Raw genomic sequence first — 19877 nt, 5'->3', positions numbered from 1 at the left:
TTCGGGCCGATACATCATCTCATTCGAAATTGCCCCTCACCCCAGCCCTCTCCCCGTTTTTGACGGGGAGAGGGAGTTTACTGGGTGCTGTAGTCGGGGCACAAATGCAGCACAAACACCGAAATAGTCCCCTCTCCCCGCAATGCGGGGAGAGGGTTAGGGTGAGGGGTATGGCACAATAGTCCAGCATCATCACATTCCCCCGGCGCGCTTGTCCTTCTCGCTGCATATCGCCCCCACATTAACCCTCTTGCCCGAAACACAACGCTCGCCGACCCGCGATTAAACCCTTTTTAACCGACCCAATGATCTGCTTTGCCGACTGATCAACGGGCGGCGCGCTGCAGCGCCGGATTGCCGGCGCGTGGCGCGGTATAGAGGTCGAGGGTGGATCGATGACATCGGCTGTTGCGGATAATCAGGCAAACAAGCACACCGGGCCGCTGATCGTGCATGTCGTGCGCCAGTTCCTGCCGAACAAGGGCGGTTTGGAAGACGTCGTTGCCAATCTCTGCCGCCAGCTGGTCGCACGCGGCTACCGCGTGCGCGTCGTCACCTGCAACAGCCTGTTTTCCGATCCCGGCCGGGAGCTCGCGGAACACGAAACCATCGACGGCATCGAGATCGTCCGCATTCCCTGGTCCGGCTCCAGCCGCTATCCGCTAGCGCCGAAAGTCTTCCGCCATCTGGCCGATGCCGACCTCGTTCATGTCCACGCCGTTGATTTCTTCTTCGACGCATTAGCCTGGGGCAAGCTGATGCATGGGAGACCGATGGTTGCCACCACCCATGGCGGCTTCTTCCACACGCAGAAATATGCCGCCATCAAGAAGATCTGGTTCAACACGGCAACGCGGCTTTCCGCCCTCGGCTACGCCTCTCTCATCTGTTGCAGCCAGTCCGACGCGCGGCTCTTTGCGCAGATTGCCGAAAGCCGTGTCCGCCTCATCGAAAACGGCGCCGACGTCGGCAAGTTTTCCAATTGCGCCGCCCTGGAAGCCCGCCGCCGCGTCGTCACCATCGGCCGCTTCTCGGTCAACAAGCGGCTCGACCATCTGCTCGATGTCATGAAGGTGCTGGCGGCCCGCCATGAAGACTGGCATCTCGACATTATCGGCGCTGCATCGGATCTCGATCGGCCAATGCTGGAACATGAAATCGCGGCGCGCGGCCTGGAGCACAACGTCGCGCTGCATGTATCGATCGACGAAGGAGCGATCCGCAATATCATCGCCCGCGCCTCGCTCTTCGCCTCGGCCTCGGAATATGAGGGCTTCGGTCTGGTGGCGATCGAAGCCATGAGCGCCGGTCTGCTGCCGGTACTGAACGCCAACGAAGCCTATAAGGCGATGGCCGAAACCCATCCTGCCCTGATGCTTTCGGATTTCGCCGATCCGGAAGCAGCCGCCGATACCCTGACAGCAGCCTACGAGCGCCTTGAGGCCGACGACCTCAGCTTGCGGCAGGAACTGTTGCGCGATGCCCGCGCCTATGCATGGGATGAAGTCGCCCAGCGCTACATGGACGTCTATGCCGAGACGCTGACGCCGAAGGGCAAGTCGCCTCAGCTCCTGCGCCAGCGCGGCCAGGTGGCATAACCTTCGAGAATGCCCATCAGCCAGGCACGCTTGTAGCGGGCCGCATCGAGGTTGAAACGCGCGAGCGCCGCCAGCCAACCGGCGACCGGGCGAAACAGTCGGTAGCCGACATAGTAAAAGGGAAAGGCCTGCTTGCGCATCAGCGCGCCGAAGCCGCGTCCATATTTGCGCGCCCGCTCCACCTGCCGCGGTCCATATTCGCTGGTGACCTGATCGTGATGGACGATGAGCTCGGGAAAGAACATCGCTCGTCTGCCGGCGGCAAGCGCGCGCAGCAGGAAATCCGCCTCTTCGCCACTCTGGAACGGCGATTCCGAACCGACGCCGAGATCCTCGTCGAAGCCGCCGATATCAACCAGTGCTGCACGGCGCACGAAGATACCATTGGAGTTGCCGCACTTCAGATAGTTCCACCGCGTCAGCGCAAGTCGCGTCTCACCCGTCGGGCTGACGGAGGCCAGGCCTTCGGCATCGAGGGTGCGGCCGGTGATAATCGCCAGCTCCGGATGGGCTGAAAACAGCGTCGCAGCCGTCGAAAGCGTGTCGTCCTCATACCAGCAGTCATCGTCGGGAAAACACACATAGTCGCCCTCTGCGACCGCCATGCCGTTGTTGCGTGCCCGCGAAAGCCCTTTCGGCGAGTGGACGTGACGAATGAGGAAGGAAGAGGAAAAGCCGTCGATAAGCGCCAGCAGTCGGTCGTCCGCATTCTGATCGACGACGATGACCTCGAAATCCTTATGACTCTGCCCAGCCAGCGAACGGAATAGCCGCTCCAGCTGGTCGAACCGATCGACCGTGCAGACGATGAGGCTGAACACTAGAACCCTCCGCACAAGTCCCGGGGGACGGCCAATATCAGAGAGAAAGAATATTAGCCGAAGTAAAAAACGAACTTAGTGCAGCATTAAACCCTAAATATTAAGGCATATGAAATAGAGCTGACGCTATCCCCACGAAGAGCCGGATATGTGCGATAGGTTCCGGCAACTTGAGGAACGGTCAGTCTTCATGACGAAGAGCATAATGGCAAATTCGGTTTTGAACGCAGCGGCGGGATTGACCCTGCTCGCGACCGGCTTTGCCTGTTCGATCATCGCGGCGCGCCTGCTCGGCCCGGAGGCCAACGGCATCATCGCCTTTTCCCTGTGGCTGACGACGACCGGCGCGCTGATCGCCGAGCTTGGTGCCGGCGTTACCCTGCTGCGCATCCTGCCGCAATTGAAGGGGAACGGCTATTCTACTGAAGAACGGTTGGGTTTTGCCGCTTATCTCCTGCAACCGACGATTCTCGCAACCGGAATTCTGCTTCTCGGCTACGCCGCCTATTATTGGGATACGGAGCGATTGCATTGGGCCGGCGACGCGTCCGCAGTCATTGCCATAACAGGCGTCTTCTTCGTTCTTCAGTCTCTCGGCGCCTACAGCAAGAACTATCTGATCGGCGAGCAGCAGGTCGGCGCGTTCCTGCGCATCACCGTGATAAGTTCGGTGCTGCAGCTCGTTACCGTCCTCTTCGGCGCGATTTTCTTCGGCGTCAGCGGTGCGCTTGCCGGTTACGCGATCGGTCAGCTGCCGATGTTCATCGCAACACTCAGGATTGCGATCGCCCGTAAGAACAGCTGCGGCGTCGGCCTTTCCGCTCTGATCAGTTCATCGCTCATTCTCTCGATCGAGCTCGTCAACAGCTCCGTCTTCCTCAATCGCATCGAACTTTTGTTCCTGCAGCGTTATTGGGGTATCGAAGCGGTTGGCTTTTACGCCGTCGGCCTGTCGCTCGCCAACCTCGCGCTGCAGCTGCCCGTACAACTGAGCGGCAGCCTCTTGCCCTATTATTCCGAACAGATGCACGCGCGGGAATCGGACAAACTGCCAGTCGAAGTCTTTGCCGGCGTGGCGCGCAGCATCGCCTATATCACCCTGCCGATGAGCTTCGGCCTGGCGGCCATCTCGCCCGAGCTCGTCGTGACGATCTTCGGCCCGGCCTTTGCGCCGAGCGGCGGTATGGTGGCGCTGCTGTCCCTGACTGCCGTACCCTATGTCTTCATGCAGATCTGTACACAGTATCTTTATTCGCTCGATCGCGTGCGCGAACGCACCGTCATTGGCGTCGTCGCCAGCGTCATCATGGTCATCGGCTGCGTCATCGCCGTACCCTTTTACGGAGGCGAGGGTGCGGCGCTGGTCCGTCTGCTCGCCTTTGTCGCCCTGTGCCTGATGACGGTACGCCGCATGGAATTCGAAGGATCGACGCGCGGTATGCTCATCAACCTTGCAAAAGTCACGGTTGCTGCCATTCTGTGCGCGGTTGCAGCCTATGGTTTTGTTCAGGCGCTGACCGGTGTCGCAGGTCTCATAAGCGCCATCATCGCCGGCGCGCTGGCCTATGGCATCGCGCTCAGAATGCTGAAAGCCGTTCCAGCCGAAGATATCGAGGTCATGCAGAAGATCGCGACGCGATTGCCCGCACGTATCAATCCGATTGCCACTCAGGCTCTGGCCCTATTGGCCCCGCGCCGAATGTGAGGAGACTAGCATGGCTGGTTGGGGAGCCGCCGAAGAAAAAGACAAAGGAAGGCGGCTAAGATCGGCAGCGACCCCGGTAACCTTCGCCGGAACGGTCGGCCTGTTCACATCGGCCATGGCACCTTCACGCGGCACCGCCGTCCTGTTTCTCAGCCCCTGGGGGTTCGAGGAAATGTGCGTGCGCAAGTTCTGGCGGATTCTGGCCGAGGATCTCGCTGATATCGGCGTTGCCAGCCTGCGTTTCGATTATGCCGGCACCGGCGATGCGCTCGACCTCACCGATGAAGGCAAAGGCCTGGAGCCTTGGCAGGAAACCGCTCTCGCGGCAGCTGCAAAACTCAAGGTGCTTTCCGGCTGTGAACGGCTGGTCCTTGTCAGCCAGGGTCTCGGCGGAACCATCGCCGCCACTCTCGCCGAACATATTCCCGGTATTGACGGCCTCGCCTTTCTCGCGCCCGTCATCTCCGGCCGGGCCTATCTGCGCGAGCTGACCGTCTGGTCGAAGATGATCGACGAGAGCATGGGGCTGCCCGAAGCGCAGCGTCAGACGGAGGGTGTCACCGTCGCCAGCCTGCGCATGCCCGATAGCGCCGCCGATGCAGTCAGGAGGCTGAACCTCATGACGCTCGATCGGCTGGGCACCACAAACTGCCTCGTGCTGACGCGCCCCGGCCGTCCTGGAGACGCCGACTTCGCGCGTCATCTCGAAACGCTCGCTACCCAAGTCACGCAGGCCTCCTACGATGGTTATGACGATCTCGTCTCGAACCCAACCATCGCCACCATGCCGACGACAGCCGCCCGGAAAATAGTCGAATGGGTGCAGTCGGTCGCCGCCGAAACCAGTGAGATCGCATCGATCGATCTTGCGCCGCCGGCAACAGAGCCCCTCACCGGCGAAGACTTTCGCGAGACACCGCTACGCTTCGGCACGGAAAACCGCATGTTCGGTATTCTCTGCGAACCGCGGGGTATTGCGCGCACGGGCGCGACCGCGCTGCTCCTGACGACAGCCTATGACCGAAGCGCCGGCTGGGGCCGGATGTCGGTCGCCATGGCGCGCGCGCTTGCCCGCGACGGCATTGCCTCGCTGCGTTTCGATACGGCCAATGTCGGCGACAGTCCGCCGCTTTCCGATGCTCCGGAACAGGTACTCTATTCCCGCGAACAACATCGGGATGTCGCCGAGGCGCTGGATCTTCTGGAGAGCCGGCATCTGCTGCCGGCCTATGTGGTGGGGCGCTGCAGCGGCGGCTATCTCGCCTTTCAGGCAGCGTTGCGCGACGCCCGTTGCGGCGGCCTCATCACGGTCAATCCCTACAGCTTCCATTGGGACGAGAGCCGATCGGTCGATGAAGCCCTGCGCTTCGCTCCCCGATCGCTCGAGACCTATGGCCGCAAGCTCCTGCAAATGGAGACGCTGAAGCGGCTCTTCGGCGGCCAGATCGATGCGAGAAGCGCCATATGCAACGTGGCGACCGGGCTCGGCCGGCGGGCGATACGATCGGCTCGCCAGCTGCTCGGTGCGTTCCCTATCTTCTCTGCGGCGCAAGGACCTGTGCTGAGCGGTTTCCGTACGCTCGCCAGACGCGGCGTCGACATGTCCCTGATCTACAGCGCCCACGATATTGGCCTCGACCACCTGCATGACCAGTTCGGCGAGAACGGCGCCGGCCTGAAGCATTTTCCGGATATACGCCTCACCATCATCCCCGAAGCGGACCACAATCTGACCCCGCCCTATGCGCGCAAGGTGTATCTGAGAGAGGTCAGGGAGATGGGTCTGAGGCTCGGCAACAGATGAGACCCTGGCCGGAAAACCGCCGGAAATGTTCGCCATATCCGATACTTGCTGTATAGTCGCTGCATGAGGCTCCTGATCGTCGAAGACAACCGCGAACTGGCGTCCTGGCTCGGCAAGGCGCTGCGTCAGGCGCAATATGTCGTCGACATCGCCTATGATGGCGAAGATGCCGAGCACATGTTGAAAGTCGCCGCCTACGCCATCGTCATCCTCGACCTGTCGCTGCCGAAAATGGACGGGCTGACGCTGCTCAAGCGCTTGCGCCAGAGTGGCAACAAGGTACCGGTCATCATTCTGACGGCCAATGCCAGCCTCGATGGCCGGGTCGCCGGCCTCGACAGCGGCGCCGACGATTATCTGGCAAAACCCTTCGAGATTGCCGAGCTCGAAGCTCGCATACGGGCTGCCGTGCGCCGTGGTCATGACCGTGCCGCGCCTGAGATCGCCGTCGGCGACCTGGTATTCGATGGCGGCACGCGACAATTCTATCTGGCCGGAGAATCCCTGGCGTTGACGCCGCGCGAGCACGCCGTGCTCGAACATCTCGTCATGAAGGCTGGCACGACCGTCACCAAGGCGACGCTCTCGGAAAGCGTCTTCGGCTTCGATGATCTTGCCGACACCAGCGCCATCGAAATCTATGTGCATCGCGTCCGCAAGAAGCTCGAAGGCAGCACCGTGCAGATCGCAACGCTACGCGGCCTCGGCTATCTCCTTCGCCATGCACAATGACGAGGCTTCACCACTCACGGGAATCCTCAGCCGCGCCGTCGGCGCGGTGAAGACGAGCCTGCGGGCGCAGCTTTTGGCCTGGGTCGTGCTGACCCTGATCGGCGCCATCTGCATCAACCTCTATCTAAGCTTCCGTTCGGCCGACGCGACGGCCAATCTCGTCACCGATCATACGCTCCTCGCCTCTGCACGCGTGATCGCCGAGGCCGTGCGCGTCGATGCCAACGGCACGGTGCAGATCGACATTCCGCCCGCCGCATTGGAAATGTTCGATACAGGCTATGGCGATCGTGTCTTCTATAAGGTCGTGACCGCATGGGGAAATCTCGTCGCGGGCTTCCCCGACCTGCCGCGGCCGGAGCGTGACAGCATCGGCGAAGACAGGACCTTTCGGACCGACGGCGTCCGCGTGCTCATGCTGAGCCATCCCGTTGTTGGCCTCGATCAGGACAGCACCATTTCCGTCGCGGTTGCCGTCACGCACAACAGCCAGGATGCCATGCGCCGCCGGCTGTGGCTCTCGGATTTCACCAAGCAGCTGGCCCTCGTCCTGCTCGCCGGCCTGGTGACCATCATTGGTCTGCAGCGCGGCCTTGCGCCGGTGCTGCGGCTGCGCGATGCCGTGCGCGAGCGCGGCCGCCAGCGTCTCGATCCGCTCGACCCCCATATGGTGCAGAACGAGCTTCGGCCGCTCGTCCATGCCCTCAACGATCATATGGAGCGGGTGCAGAACCAGATGGCCGCGCAGCGCCGCTTCGTTTCGAACGCCGCCCATCAGCTGCGCACGCCGCTGGCGCTGATTTCGACGCAGGCGAGCGTCGCTGCCCGCGAGACGGACAATATCAGACGCGACGAGGCGCTGACGGCGCTGCGCTCCAGCACACGGCAAGTCACGCGGCTTGCCAGCCAGCTCCTCACATTGTCTCGTGCCGAGCACGGCAGCCGGCGACCACGCAACGACACGATCGACCTCGCCGAAACCGCCAGACGCGTGCTGGAAACGCTCGCCGAGGAAGCCTTGCGCCGCAATATCGACCTGGGTCTCGAGGCGAGCGAAAAGCCGGTCTGCGTCGAGGGCGACGGCACCATGCTGCGCGAAATGCTGGTCAATCTTATCGACAATGCCTTGCGTTACACGCAGGACGGCGGCCGCGTGACTGTTGGCGTTGAACAGGAAGACGACACGGCGCTTTTATGGGTCGAAGACAATGGCCCGGGCATTCCCGAGGCCGAGCGCGCCCATGTGTTCGAACGCTTCTACCGCATCATGGGCACGGAGCCGGAAGGCAGCGGCCTGGGACTTGCCATCGTCCGCGAGGTCGTCGACGGCGCCGGCGGTTCCGCCGCCCTCGCCGATGCCGCCGGCGGCGGCCTGCTGGTCAGTGTTCGGCTGCCGGCGGTTTGAAAGTACAAGCGGCGGTGATGGCGAGATAGTCCCCTCTCCCCGCGAGCGGGGAGAGGGAGTTTCTTGTGCGTGCAACAAAAAAGGCCGGGCAAGATGCCCGGCCCCTGGCCTTGGGAGGTACCAGAAATGAACGCTTAGTGCGTGTCGAGGCTCTGCTGCGGACGCCAGCGGGTGATGCGGTTTTCGATGAGCGTCATCACATATTCGGCGCCGAGCGTGACGACCATCACCAGGATGATCGCGGCATAGAGGCCGGCGGCATCATAAGTGCCCTTGGCGATCGAGATCAGGTAGCCGATACCGGCCAGCGATCCGACGAACTCGCCGACGATGGCGCCGATGATGGCGAAGGAGAAGGAGATGTGCAGGCTTGCAAAAATCCAGCTCATCGCCGACGGCAGGATGACGTTGCGGGTCACCTGCCAGTTGGAGGCGCCGAGGATGCGGGCATTGGCGATCATGTTGCGGTCGGCTTCGCGGACGCCCTGGAAGGCATTGGCGAACACGACGAAGAACACCATGATAAAGGCGAGCGCCACCTTGGACGGCAGGCCGAGACCCATGATCATCACGAAGATCGGCGCGAGAACGACGCGCGGAATCGAATTGATCGCCTTGATGTAGATCGACAGGATATCGGAAGCGAGCTTGTTGCGGCCAAGGGCGACGCCGACGAGAACGCCGGTCACCGAGCCGATGATGAAGCCGATCAGCGCTTCTTCCATGGTGACACCGAGATGATACCAGAGCGAGCCGCTCTCGGTGCCTTCGGTGATCCAGTCCCAGAGGCGCAGTGCGATGCCATAGGGGCTCGAATAGAAGAACGGATCGATCCAGTGTAGGTCGGAGGCAAGCTGCCAGAGGCCGAGGATGGCGAGCAGAATGCCGATCTGCCAGGCCTTGACGACATACTTGCGACGAGCGAGCGCCTTCAGCGCCGCAGCTTCGATTTCCGCGTCCGAGGTGCCGGCACGGAAGATCGGGGCATTGCCTGTTTCGAGGGCTGTGTTTGCCATGATCAATCCTCCCTTATGCCGCTTCAGCGGCACGGCGATAGCTGGTTTCGACCTCTTCGCGCAGGTCGTCCCAGATCGTCTTGCAATAATCGATGAAGTTCTGCTCGTAGCGGATCTCCGAAACGACGCGCGGTCGCGGCAGGTCGATCGTGTAGACCGATTTCACCGTCGCCGGGCCGGCAGTCAGCACATAGACCTTGTCGGCAAGCGCCACGGCTTCTTCGAGATCGTGCGTCACGAAAACGACCGATGCCTGGCGTTCGGCCCAGAGCTTCAGCAGTTCTTCATGCATGACCGTGCGGGTCTGTACGTCGAGGGCCGAGAAGGGCTCGTCCATCAGCAGGATTTCCGGCTCGTTGATGAAGGTCTGCGCCAGCGAAACGCGCTTGCGCATGCCGCCCGAGAGCTGATGCGGATAGTGATGCAGGAACTTCGAGAGGCCGACGCGGGCGAGCCAGTCCTTGGCCATCTTCTCGGCCTCGGCCTTCGACTTGCCGCGAAACAGTGGGCCGGCCATGACGTTTTCGATGACGTTCTTCCAGGGGAAGAGCGCATCCGTCTGGAAGGCGAAGCCGACGCGAGGGTCGATGCCGTTGACCGGGCCGCCCATCAGGCGAACTTCGCCGGCGCTCGGCTTGGCAAGGCCGGTGACGAGGTTGAGCGTCGTCGACTTGCCGCAGCCCGTCGGTCCGACAACAGCGACGAATTCGCCGCGTTCGACGGTCATGTTGAAATCGCGCAGTGCGGTCAGCGATTTGCCGGTCGGCGATACGAAACGGCGGCTGACATTGATGAGCTCGATCGCCGGTGCGCGGCGTTCATCCTGTTGCATGGTGCTGATCCTGACGCGTGCCTTCAGGGCGTGCACGCAAAGCCCAGTGAACTGCAAAGTCTTTTGAACTGCCGCTTCCGGAACCTGTTTGAAAACTGGCCGGAAGCGGCGTTCTGACTGCTTACTTGACGTTCTTGACGAATTCCGTCGTGTAGGTCTTCGACAGATCGATCGTCTTGCCCTTCACGTTCTTCGAGAACTGCGAGAGCACGGCGAGAACCGTCTTCGGACCATCTTCCGGCATCACGCCGTCGGCCGTGAACATTTCCTTGCCGGCGTCGAGAGCCTTGATGTAGCCGTCCTTGTCGCCGACGTAGAAGTCCTTCGGCATCTTGTCGGCAATTTCGGCGGCGGAATGCGTATTGATGAAGCGCAGCGTCTTGACGAAAGCATTCGCCAGCTTCTGCACTTCGTCCTTATGCGCATCGACCCATGCGGCATCCATATAGAGCGATGCGGCCGGATAGGTACCGCCGAGCGCAGCTTCGGTGCCCTTCAGCGTGCGCAGATCGACGAGGATCTTGGCTTCGCCGGTCTTCAGCAGGCGCGAGATCGTCGGCTCGGTGGTCATGCCAACCTGGATGGCGTCCTGCTGCATCGCGGCGATGAAGGTCTGGCCGGCACCGACCGGAACAGGCGTGATGTCGGCCGGCGAGAGACCAGCCTTCGACGCCATGTAGAGCGTCAGGAAGTTGGTCGACGAGCCGAGGCCGGTGACGCCGGCGCGCTTGCCCTTCAGATCGGCGAAGGACTTGATATCCGGATACTTCGACGAAACCAGCTCGACTTCGCCCGGAGCCTGGCTGAACTGCACGACGGACTTGATGAACTTGCCCTTGGCCTGCAGGTCGACACAGTGGTCGTAGAAGCCGACGACGCCCTGAACGGCGCCTGCGAGCAGCTGGTTTTCAGCGTCGACACCGGCGGATTCGTTGAGAAGCTCGACGTCGAGGCCTTCATCCTTGAAGTAGCCGAGGGATTCGGCGAGCTTGGCCGGCAGATAGATCTGCTTTTCGTAGCCGCCCACCATGATGGAGATCTTGTCGGCAGCATTGGCAGCCGTCGCTGCAAAGGAAGCGGCAGTCATGACGAGAGAAAGGGCTACGGTGTGAAAAAAGGTGCGCGATGGACGCATCAATGTCTCCTCCTGTTTGAATCATTGCGCCATGCGACGCTGCAGAAAAGGTGCTTCCTCCACGAAGCTTAGCCAAACTAACGTAGGCTACCTTTCAGCTAGCTTTCAGCTTTCAGCCCCTTGAATGCGACATTGCAATTTTATTAATGCGAACGCCGGCGGCACGAATATGTGCCGCCGGCGTTCGTCTGTCACTTCGCGATCTGACGGAAACCCAGCCCTTGTCGAGACCGGGAACGATGCTCCGAACTACTTGGCGTTCTTGACGAATTCCGTCGTGTAGGTCCTCTTCAGGTCGATCGACTTGCCCTGGACGTTCTTGGAAAACTCGGAAAGCACGGCAAGAACGGTTTTCGGGCCGTCTTCCGGCATGACGCCATCCGGCGTGAACATGGCCTTGCCGTTTTCGAGCGCCTTCACATAGCCTTCCTTGTCACCGACATAGAAGTCCTTCGGCATCTTGTCGGCAATCTCGGCGGCCGAATGGGTGTTGATGAAATGCAGTGTCTTGACGAAAGCGTTCGCAAGCTTCTGCGTTTCCTCCTTGTGGTCCTTGACCCATGATTCCTGCATATAAAGAGACGCTGCCGGATAGGTTCCACCCAGAGCAGCTCTTGTCCCGTCCATCGTGCGCATGTCGATCAGAACCTTGGCCTCGCCGGTCTTCAAGAGACGCGAGACCGTCGGCTCGGTCGTCATGCCCGCTTGGATGGCATCCTGCTGCATGGCCGCGATGAAGGTCTGGCCGGCACCGACCGGAACGGAGGTGAATTCCCCAAGCTTCAGGCCGGCCTTGACGGCCAGATACTGCGTCAGAAAGTTGGTTGAAGAACCGAGGCCGGTAACGCCGAGGCTCTTGCCCTTGAAATCGGCGGGGGCTTTGATCTCCGGATGCTTGGCCGACACCAGCTCGACTTCGCCGGGTGCCTGGCTGAACTGCACGACCGATTCGACGAACTTGCCCTTGCCCTGGAGGTCGATACAGTGATCGTAGAAGCCGACGACGCCCTGGACGGCGCCAGCCAGCATTTCGTTTTCCGCATCAACGCCTGCAGGCTCGTTCAGAAGCTCGACGTTCAGACCTTCCTCCTTGAAGTAGCCGAGGCCTTCGGCAAGTTTGGCCGGCAGATAGATCTGCTTCTCGTAGCCACCCACCATGATCGAGATCTTATCGGCAGCATGCGCCGCTGGAGCCGCAAAGGAAGCAGCTGTCATGACGAGGGATAGGGCTACGGTGTTAAAAAGAGTGCGCGACGAACGCATTAAGGTCTCCTCCGGTTTGAATGCTCACGCCATACGACGCTGCGCAAAATTGCTTCCTCCACGAAGCTTAGCGAGCTTAAGACGGGCAACCTTTCAGTCGGCTTTCAGTGCGCGATCCGAAGGGGTGACGTTGCAAGTTTATTTCCTTGGTATTCGTGCTGCAAATTTGGCCGTTCTCATTGCCGAAGCACCAGAGAGCGGGATCGCTTTACAACGAGAAGCGCTGCCCGATCTTGGCAACTGCCGCGGCGCGACTATGTAAGATCCATGCTTTCGCCGAGGGGGGCCGACCCATGAGAAGTGCAGCCGTAGCCGTTACTCTATCAGCACTCATGATCGCCGGACCGGCATCGGCAATTTCCCGCTACGAGTCACTGAGCAAAACCTGCGCTGCCGTTCAGCAGCTCATCGCAAAGGAACGTGCAGTCATATTGCGCTATCCTGCGCCTCGCGGCGGCCCGGTTCTCTACGATCGCTATGTGGCCGACAGCGGGCAATGCGACATATCCGATTATGCCGGCCGCAGCTACGTACCGACGAAGGATAACCCGGTTTGCCCCGTCTACAATTGCAAGCCGTCTTCCATCTTCAATCCACATTGACGCGAATCAGCTTTTCTGTGGTTTATGCGTGTGCGGAGTTACAAAACTTAACATAAAAAGACTTTTAGTTGAGCTCCACCCACATTTAACGCACATTTTGCGGGCAGATAGAGCACGCGCCCTTTATCGTGAAGGGTCAACGTATGGTGTAATCCGCCAGCCCTATTCGAATAAGGAGATTGCGCAGTGAGTGCAAAAGTACCGAACCCGATCGATGCCTATGTAGGCTCTCGCGTGCGCACGCGCCGTCTTATGCTTGGCATGAGCCAGGAGCGGCTTGCGGAACAGATCGGCGTGACGTTTCAGCAGGTGCAGAAATACGAAAAGGGCACGAATCGTATCGGCGCCAGCCGGCTGCAGGCCATTGCTGGCGTGCTCGCCGTACCGGTTGCCTTCTTCTTCCAGCAGGACAATTCGCAGCCGCTGAACACCGATGGCCTCGGCGCAATCAACGGCCTTGAGGATCTGTCGGACTTCCTGACGTCCAAAGAGGGTCTTAGCCTCAACAAGGCGTTCATGAAGATCAACGATCCAAGCATTCGCCAGTCCGTGCTGACGCTGATCAAGTCGCTGGCAAATGCCTCCGACGTGCTGCCGGATCATATCCCGCGCGCGACGAACGTATCGGTCGGACTGCGCAACTAAACAAGGTCGCACAAAAGTGCGCATCGGTTTTGCGGCAACGACATGCGCAAAATCAAAAGCCTAAAGTGCAAGAAGCGAATCTGAAAGATCGCGATGCGCTTTGGGGCCGGAGCTCTCCCCGAAGATTCCAGTCTGTCCAGCCTGGCAACGGCTCGAAGCGGGCCGCCAAGATCGATATCCTGGCGGCACCAAAATCTCGCCGACCGCGGAAACATAGGCGGGTTTTGCGCGCAAATATTCGACGGGACGCCCCTTCTTATCCCTCGCATGCCGCATTTCACGCCTTGAAATTGCAAAATCAAAAAATCGCCGCAATCACGCATCGTGTCACGCCGCATGTCACGCGCCAAGCTGCAAAACATTCGTTACGGTTTGCTCATGTTCCCGGCCAGATACGATTCGTCTGCCGGGAACGGGGGCAATAGAGGGCACGAAATGACAGCAGCACTTCCGATCGACGCCGCATACCAGGACCCAGACTCGCTCAAGGAACTGGCATCAATCGCTCGGCTCATCACTTACGCACGGCAGAGCGCCAAAAACCTGAATGCGGAATTCCCGGTCTGGTGCCTGGACTTGGCGCTCGGGGCCGTGCTGCAGGAAATGTATGAAAATGGCTTGCCCAATCCCTTGTTCGAAGAGGGAACGGACATAGCAAACGTGGTGGCACACTGAATTGGAGTAATTCCGGCCTCTGCCGGATACGGGACGATGCCGGTATGGCTCAGCAGGCCATATCGGCATTTTTCTTTTGCGAACCGAAATTGTCGGGACAAGAGGCCGAGAACATGTTGCCCAAAAGTCTGCGGCGGCCTTGCGACAACGACATGCGCAAAATCAAGGGCCTAAACACGGGGACGCGAATCCGAGAGATCGGACGCGCTTTAGCGGTCACCTTTGCGCGGCTGGACGCCGGCGGTAAAAATCGCGATACAATGGCGGACATGACGCAACCGCGTTTCGCGGTCCGGCCAATCTTTCGGACGACCCGGCCTCGAAATCATCGCGTCGAAGATCACGCTCATCAACATGCGCGCTCCGCTTGCCGCATCGGCAATTTCGATCAGGCCGCGCCGCTGCTGCTCGATAAGCCAATCCGCCAACATCCGCTGTGATTGTCTCGCACCATAAGTGTGCATCAATGTCGCGATCTCCGGAGATTGCTGCGATTCACTGATGGCAAGGTGAATGAAGGCATCCCGTTCACGCTCCTGATCTTCATCAATGTCGATCATGAATATCAGCTCGAGCGCCTTGTCGAATGGCAAGCTCTCATCCGTAGGCCGCGGCAGGGCCAGCATGGATGCGCGATGCTCGACGATGATGGCCATGAAGAGATCGGTCTTGCCTGGAAACAACCTGTAGAGGGTCTGCTTCGAAATCCGGCACCGGGCAGCAACCAGATCCATGGTTGTACCGCCGTAGCCCAGCTCATAGAAGGTCGCGCGCGCCTCCGCAACGATCTCCGCGCGGCGCGCATCGTCGTTCACGGTTTTCGGACGGCCGCGCGGGCGTCGCTTGGCGGCCTGATCGGCCTTGGCTGTTCGTTCCTTTGTCAGCACACCGTCTTGACCCCAACAGCCGAATACGATTGACATTTGAAGCAGTACAAATATTTTCTGTACGACTTGGTACTATAAATAAGGCAACAGGAAATAGCAACGTGCGAAAGCTCGCCCCTCCCACTTCTGCACTCGCATATCCGGTGATATCCGCTCGTCTTTCGATTGGCCGCGGCTCACTGACCGCCGCCGGAATTGTCGCCGCGATGTTGCTGGCAGGCTGCAACCAGCAGAATTCCGCCCAAAACACCGCTCCCGTCGTCAAGACGGAAGTCAGCGCGATGTCGCTGCATCCGCAATCCGTCGCCATCACCGCCGAACTGCCTGGCCGCACCAGCGCCTACCTCGTCGCAGAAGTGCGACCGCAGGTCGGCGGCATCATCCGCAGCCGCAACTTCAAGGAAGGTAGCGAGGTCAACGCGGGCGACGTGCTCTACGAAATTGATCCGGCCTCTTTCCAGGCATCCTATGACAGCGCCACGGCTTCCCTGCAGAAAGCGGAGGGAGCCGTGCCGAGCGCCCAGTCAAAAGTAGATCGCTATAAGAGCCTGACGGCGCAGGACGCAGTCAGCAAGCAAAATCTGGACGATGCACTTTCCACTTTGGCTCAGGCGAACGCAGACGTGGCATCGGCGAGAGCAGCCCTGGAAACGGCACGTATCAATCTCAACTACACCAAGATGCGCGCGCCGATCGGCGGTCGCGTCGATGCTTCGGCCGTCACGGTCGGCGCCCTCGTCACCGCCGAGCAGACAACGGCGCTGACCACCATCCGCCAGCTCGATCCGATCAATGTCGACGTCACCCAGTCGAGCACCAACTTGCTCGAATTCCGCCGTGCCGTCGCCGAAGGCCGGCTGAAGACGAGCGGCGACAACGTCTCCGTGCACCTGACGCTCGAGGACGGCAGCCAGTACAAGGAAACCGGCAAGCTCGAATTTGCCGAGTCCTCTGTCGCCGAAACGGTTGGTACAATTACCGTCCGCGCCGTCTTCCCCAATCCCGATCGTGTTCTGCTGCCCGGCATGTATGTGCGCGCCACCATCCAGGAAGGCATTGCCGAAAACAGTTTCCTGGTGCCGCAGCGCGCCGTGACGCGCAACACGAAGGGCGAGCCGATCGCCATGTTCGTGACAGCCGAAGGCAAGGTGCAGCAGCGGGTCCTGAAGGTGGAGCGCAGCATCGGCAATAGCTGGCTGGTGAATCAGGGCATAACCGATGGCGATCGCGTTGTCGTCGAAGGCGTCCAGCGCATCCGCGACGGGCAGGAAGTCAATGTCTCTCCTGTGACCATCGACGATGCGACCGGCGAAGTGAAGCAGGCCGCGGCCGACAGCAAGCCATCAACGGAGCAGGCCGGACTGGAAAAGACAGATACCAAAGCCGCCCCAGGCGCTCAGAAGTGAGGTGGTTCAATGTCTCGTTTCTTCATTGACCGGCCGATCTTTGCCTGGGTAATCGCTATCGTCATCATGCTGGCGGGTGCGCTGTCGATCTTCACCCTGTCGATCTCGCAATACCCGCAGATCGCACCGACAACGGTGAGCATTTCCGCCACCTATTCGGGCGCAGACGCCGCAACCGTCGAAAACTCGGTGACCAAGGTCATCGAGCAGGGCATGACCGGCATCGATAACCTTGACTACATGACGTCGACCTCGACCTCGACCGGCCAGGCATCGATCTCGCTGACCTTTAACAACAAGGCGGATTCCGACGTTGCGCAGATGCAGGTGCAGAACAAGCTGCAGCTCGTCACCGCGCAATTGCCGACGACGGTTCAGACAAGCGGTATCGTCGTTTCCAAATCGACTTCGAACTTCCTCATGGTCGTCGGTTTCGTATCGACGGACGGCAAGCTCAATTCGAACGACCTCGCCGACTACGTTTCGAGCACGCTCAACGATACGCTGAAGCGTATCGAAGGCGTCGGCAACACGCAGATTTTCGGCTCCGGATACGCCATGCGCATCTGGGTCGATCCCGACAAACTTGCCAAGTATCAGCTGATGGTGAGCGATGTCACCACCGCGATCCAGGCACAGAATTCGCAGGTTTCTGCCGGTCAGCTCGGTGCCCTGCCGCAGCGCAAGGGTCAACAGCTGAACGCGACGGTAACCGCCAAGAGCCGCCTGCAGACGCCCGAGCAATTCGAAAACATCATCCTGAAGAGCCAGTCCAACGGCTCGCTCGTCCGTCTTAACGATGTCGCCACCGTCGAGCTTGGAGCGGAAAGCTACACGACGTCGAGCACCTATAACGGTCATCCTTCGGCCGGTCTTGCCGTCATGCTCGCCTCCGGCGCCAATGCCATCAACACGGCGGAAGCGGTCAGGACGACCATCAACAATCTGAGCCAGACCCTGCCGCCGAATGTCGAAGTCGTCTATCCCTATGACACGACGCCGTTCGTGAAGCTGTCGATCGAGGACGTGGTCAAGACGCTGTTCGAAGCCATCGTGCTCGTCTTCATCGTCATGTTCGTCTTCCTGCAGAACATCCGCGCCACGTTGATCCCGACGCTCGCCGTCCCGGTCGTGCTGCTTGGCACCTTCGGCGTACTCTCGCTGTTCGGCTATTCCATCAACACCTTGACCATGTTCGGCATGGTGCTGGCGATCGGCCTGTTGGTCGACGACGCCATCGTCGTCGTCGAAAACGTCGAGCGCGTGATGGAGGAAGAAGGGTTGTCGCCTCGCGCGGCGACGATCAAGTCGATGCAGGAAATCACCGGCGCGCTGATCGGCATCGCCACGGTGCTGTCGGCCGTGTTCATTCCGATGGCCTTCTTCTCCGGTTCGGTTGGCATCATCTACCGGCAGTTCTCGGTGACGATCGTCTCGGCAATGGTGCTTTCCGTCATCGTCGCCCTGATCCTGACGCCGGCCCTTTGCGCCACCATCCTGAAGAAGCCCAAGCATGGCGCGAAGGAAAAGGGCGCCTTCGGCTGGTTCAACCGCAACTTCGAACGGGGAACGCGCGGCTATCAGCGCACCATCCACGGCATGATCCGCCTGAGCATCGTCTTCCTGCTCATCTTCGTCGCCATCGGCGGCGGTGTTGCCTACCTCTTCAACCGCCTGCCCAGTTCCTTCCTTCCGGAAGAGGATCAGGGCATCCTTCTGACCGCGATCCAGCTGCCCCCGGGCGCGACGGATTCCCGAACGTGGACGGTGCTTAACCAGGTCAAGGACTACTATCTCAACAACGAGAAGGATTATGTCGAAGGCGCATTCGCCGTCGCAGGCTTCGGCTTCAGCGGTCAGGGCCAGAACGTCGGTATCGTCTTCGTCAGGTTGAAGGACTTCGATCAGCGCAAGACGCCGCAGTCGAAGGCACAGGCCATCGCCGGCCGCGCCATGGGCGCTTTCTCGAAGATCAAGGACGGCAGCGTCTTCGCGCTGGCACCGCCGGCAATCCCCGGCTTCGGCAGCTCGAGCGGTTTCGACTTCTTCATCAAGGATATCAACGGTGCCGGCCATGCCGCGCTCATCCAGGCACGCAACCAGTTGCTCGGCGCAGCTGCCAAGAATCCGAAACTCTTCGGCACCCGTCCGAATGGCCAGGAAGATACGCCGCAATATTCCGTCAATATCGATCAGGAAAAGGCGAGCGCACTCAACATCACGCTCTCTGACATCGACACGACGCTATCGACCGCATGGGGTGGCACCTACGTCAACGACTTCATCGACCGCGGTCGCGTCAAGAAGGTCTACGTGCAGGCGGATAAGGACTTCCGCATGCAGCCGGAGGACTTCGGCCGCTGGTATGTGCGCAACTCCGGCGGCGACATGGTGCCCTTCTCGGCCTTCTCGAACGGCCAATGGACTTACGGTTCGCCGCGCCTGGAGCGCTATAACGGCTCGTCCGCCGTCGAAATCCAGGGTGCGGCAGCGCCGGGTGTCTCCTCCGGTGACGCCATGAACGAGATCGACAAGATCATGGCGACCCTGCCGCCGGGCTTCAGCCATGAATGGACCAGCCTGTCCGCCCAGGAAAAGCTCTCCGGCAACCAGGCAAGCCAGCTCTATGCCATCTCCATCCTGGTCGTCTTCCTGGCGCTCGCAGCCCTCTATGAAAGCTGGTCGATCCCGCTCGCCGTCATGCTGTCGGTGCCGATCGGCATCTTCGGCGCGCTCTTGGCCGCAACCCTGTTCGGACAGTCGAACGACGTCTACTTCAAGGTCGGTCTCTTGACGACCATCGGCCTGGCGGCGAAAAACGCCATCCTGATCGTCGAATTCGCCATCGAGCAGCAGAACCAGGGCAAGAACCTGATCGATGCCACGCTCGAAGCATCCCGCCAGCGTCTGCGGCCGATCCTGATGACTTCGCTCGCCTTCATCCTCGGCGTTCTGCCGCTGGCGATCGCCAATGGGGCCGGTTCCGGCAGCCAGAACTCGATCGGTATCGGCGTCATGGGCGGCATGATCTCGGCAACCGTGCTTGGCGTCTTCTTCATCCCGCTGCTCTTCGTCTCCGTCCGCCGTGTCTTCAAGGGCAGGATTGGCCCAGTGACCACGCAGGAAACGCCGGCGCCCGATAGCGGCACCACGCACTAACGAAACGCCGCCCGCCCTCGACATCAAGAAGCGGGCGGCGGTCTTGATCGAACCAAAGGGGCTCCCGCGATAATGCAGGAGCCCCTTTTGGTTTTGATGTCGTGGGAGCCGAAGGAATTTCCTACTGCGCGTGGGGGCGTGGCGCCACACCTGCCAACCTTCGCCAAGCACTTGGAAATCGCCACTGGGAAC

At 60.4% G+C, this 19877-nt stretch carries 17 protein-coding genes; 11 read left to right on the top strand and 6 right to left on the bottom strand.

Going from position 1 to position 19877, the window contains the following annotated elements:
• Positions 1–395: 395 nt before the first annotated feature.
• Positions 396–1598: a glycosyltransferase family 4 protein gene (locus tag AC13Q5_RS12535; protein ID WP_488501862.1), complete on the top strand. Its 1203-nt coding sequence runs from the start codon at positions 396–398 to the stop codon at positions 1596–1598.
• Here AC13Q5_RS12535 and AC13Q5_RS12530 read toward each other — a convergent pair.
• Positions 1565–2419, bottom strand: a complete 855-nt coding sequence (locus AC13Q5_RS12530) for a glycosyltransferase family 2 protein (protein WP_488501861.1) — start codon at positions 2417–2419, stop codon at positions 1565–1567. The two genes, AC13Q5_RS12535 and AC13Q5_RS12530, sit on opposite strands and share 34 nt — an antisense overlap.
• Positions 2420–2609: 190 nt before the next feature.
• On the opposite strand from AC13Q5_RS12530, the gene AC13Q5_RS12525 reads away from it, so the two are divergent.
• The 4 genes from AC13Q5_RS12525 (at position 2610) to AC13Q5_RS12510 (ending at position 8065) form a co-directional block, all read left to right on the top strand.
• The gene (locus AC13Q5_RS12525; protein ID WP_488501860.1) at positions 2610–4124 is read left to right on the top strand and encodes a lipopolysaccharide biosynthesis protein; all 1515 of its coding nucleotides are present in this window, start codon (positions 2610–2612) and stop codon (positions 4122–4124) included.
• Between the two features lie 10 nt (positions 4125–4134).
• Entirely contained in the window at positions 4135–5928 is a 1794-nt protein-coding gene (locus AC13Q5_RS12520) for an alpha/beta fold hydrolase (RefSeq protein WP_488501859.1), read from the top strand.
• 63 nt (positions 5929–5991) lie between these two features.
• Complete coding sequence (locus AC13Q5_RS12515) at positions 5992–6660, top strand: response regulator (protein ID WP_075853561.1); 669 nt, start codon at positions 5992–5994, stop codon at positions 6658–6660.
• On the top strand, positions 6650–8065 hold the full coding sequence (locus tag AC13Q5_RS12510; protein WP_488501858.1) for a sensor histidine kinase: 1416 nt from the start codon (positions 6650–6652) through the stop codon (positions 8063–8065). Before AC13Q5_RS12515 ends, AC13Q5_RS12510 begins: the two co-directional genes overlap by 11 nt.
• A 134-nt stretch (positions 8066–8199) precedes the next feature.
• Here the strand turns inward: AC13Q5_RS12510 and AC13Q5_RS12505 are convergent, their stop codons facing one another.
• The 4 genes from AC13Q5_RS12505 to AC13Q5_RS12490 all read right to left on the bottom strand — a co-directional run bounded on the left by AC13Q5_RS12505 (position 8200) and on the right by AC13Q5_RS12490 (position 12311).
• Positions 8200–9081, bottom strand: coding sequence for an ABC transporter permease (locus tag AC13Q5_RS12505; protein WP_075853559.1), 882 nt, complete (start codon positions 9079–9081; stop codon positions 8200–8202).
• Positions 9082–9094: 13 nt separating this feature from the next.
• Entirely contained in the window at positions 9095–9913 is an 819-nt protein-coding gene (locus AC13Q5_RS12500; RefSeq protein WP_075853558.1) for an ABC transporter ATP-binding protein, read from the bottom strand.
• Between the two features lie 121 nt (positions 9914–10034).
• Positions 10035–11048: an ABC transporter substrate-binding protein gene (locus AC13Q5_RS12495; RefSeq protein WP_075853557.1), complete on the bottom strand. Its 1014-nt coding sequence runs from the start codon at positions 11046–11048 to the stop codon at positions 10035–10037.
• 249 nt (positions 11049–11297) lie between these two features.
• Entirely contained in the window at positions 11298–12311 is a 1014-nt protein-coding gene (locus AC13Q5_RS12490) for an ABC transporter substrate-binding protein (RefSeq protein ID WP_075853556.1), read from the bottom strand.
• 293 nt (positions 12312–12604) lie between these two features.
• On the opposite strand from AC13Q5_RS12490, the gene AC13Q5_RS12485 reads away from it, so the two are divergent.
• The 3 genes from AC13Q5_RS12485 to AC13Q5_RS12475 all read left to right on the top strand — a co-directional run bounded on the left by AC13Q5_RS12485 (position 12605) and on the right by AC13Q5_RS12475 (position 14233).
• Complete coding sequence (locus AC13Q5_RS12485; protein WP_488501857.1) at positions 12605–12913, top strand: hypothetical protein; 309 nt, start codon at positions 12605–12607, stop codon at positions 12911–12913.
• A gap of 186 nt (positions 12914–13099) precedes the next feature.
• The gene (locus AC13Q5_RS12480; RefSeq protein ID WP_075853554.1) at positions 13100–13558 is read left to right on the top strand and encodes a helix-turn-helix domain-containing protein; all 459 of its coding nucleotides are present in this window, start codon (positions 13100–13102) and stop codon (positions 13556–13558) included.
• A 435-nt stretch (positions 13559–13993) separates the two neighbouring features.
• Complete coding sequence (locus tag AC13Q5_RS12475) at positions 13994–14233, top strand: hypothetical protein (protein ID WP_075853552.1); 240 nt, start codon at positions 13994–13996, stop codon at positions 14231–14233.
• Between the two features lie 209 nt (positions 14234–14442).
• Here the strand turns inward: AC13Q5_RS12475 and AC13Q5_RS12470 are convergent, their stop codons facing one another.
• A complete protein-coding gene (locus tag AC13Q5_RS12470; protein ID WP_488502022.1) occupies positions 14443–14967 on the bottom strand; it encodes a TetR/AcrR family transcriptional regulator in 525 nt (174 codons plus the stop codon).
• Between AC13Q5_RS12470 and AC13Q5_RS12465 the strand changes: the two genes are divergently transcribed.
• The 3 genes from AC13Q5_RS12465 to AC13Q5_RS12455 all read left to right on the top strand — a co-directional run bounded on the left by AC13Q5_RS12465 (position 14869) and on the right by AC13Q5_RS12455 (position 19685).
• Positions 14869–15153, top strand: a complete 285-nt coding sequence (locus AC13Q5_RS12465) for a hypothetical protein (RefSeq protein WP_244557859.1) — start codon at positions 14869–14871, stop codon at positions 15151–15153. The genes AC13Q5_RS12470 and AC13Q5_RS12465 overlap by 99 nt on opposite strands.
• Before the next feature lie 68 nt (positions 15154–15221).
• Entirely contained in the window at positions 15222–16526 is a 1305-nt protein-coding gene (locus tag AC13Q5_RS12460) for an efflux RND transporter periplasmic adaptor subunit (protein WP_075853551.1), read from the top strand.
• A 9-nt stretch (positions 16527–16535) separates the two neighbouring features.
• Positions 16536–19685: an efflux RND transporter permease subunit gene (locus tag AC13Q5_RS12455; protein ID WP_488501856.1), complete on the top strand. Its 3150-nt coding sequence runs from the start codon at positions 16536–16538 to the stop codon at positions 19683–19685.
• Positions 19686–19877: the final 192 nt, after the last annotated feature.

This window comes from Martinezella sp. CNPSo 3964 (genome assembly GCF_057784375.1).
The sequence above is the reverse complement of the archived record's forward strand: the minus strand, read 5'-3'. Positions and strand labels throughout refer to the sequence as shown.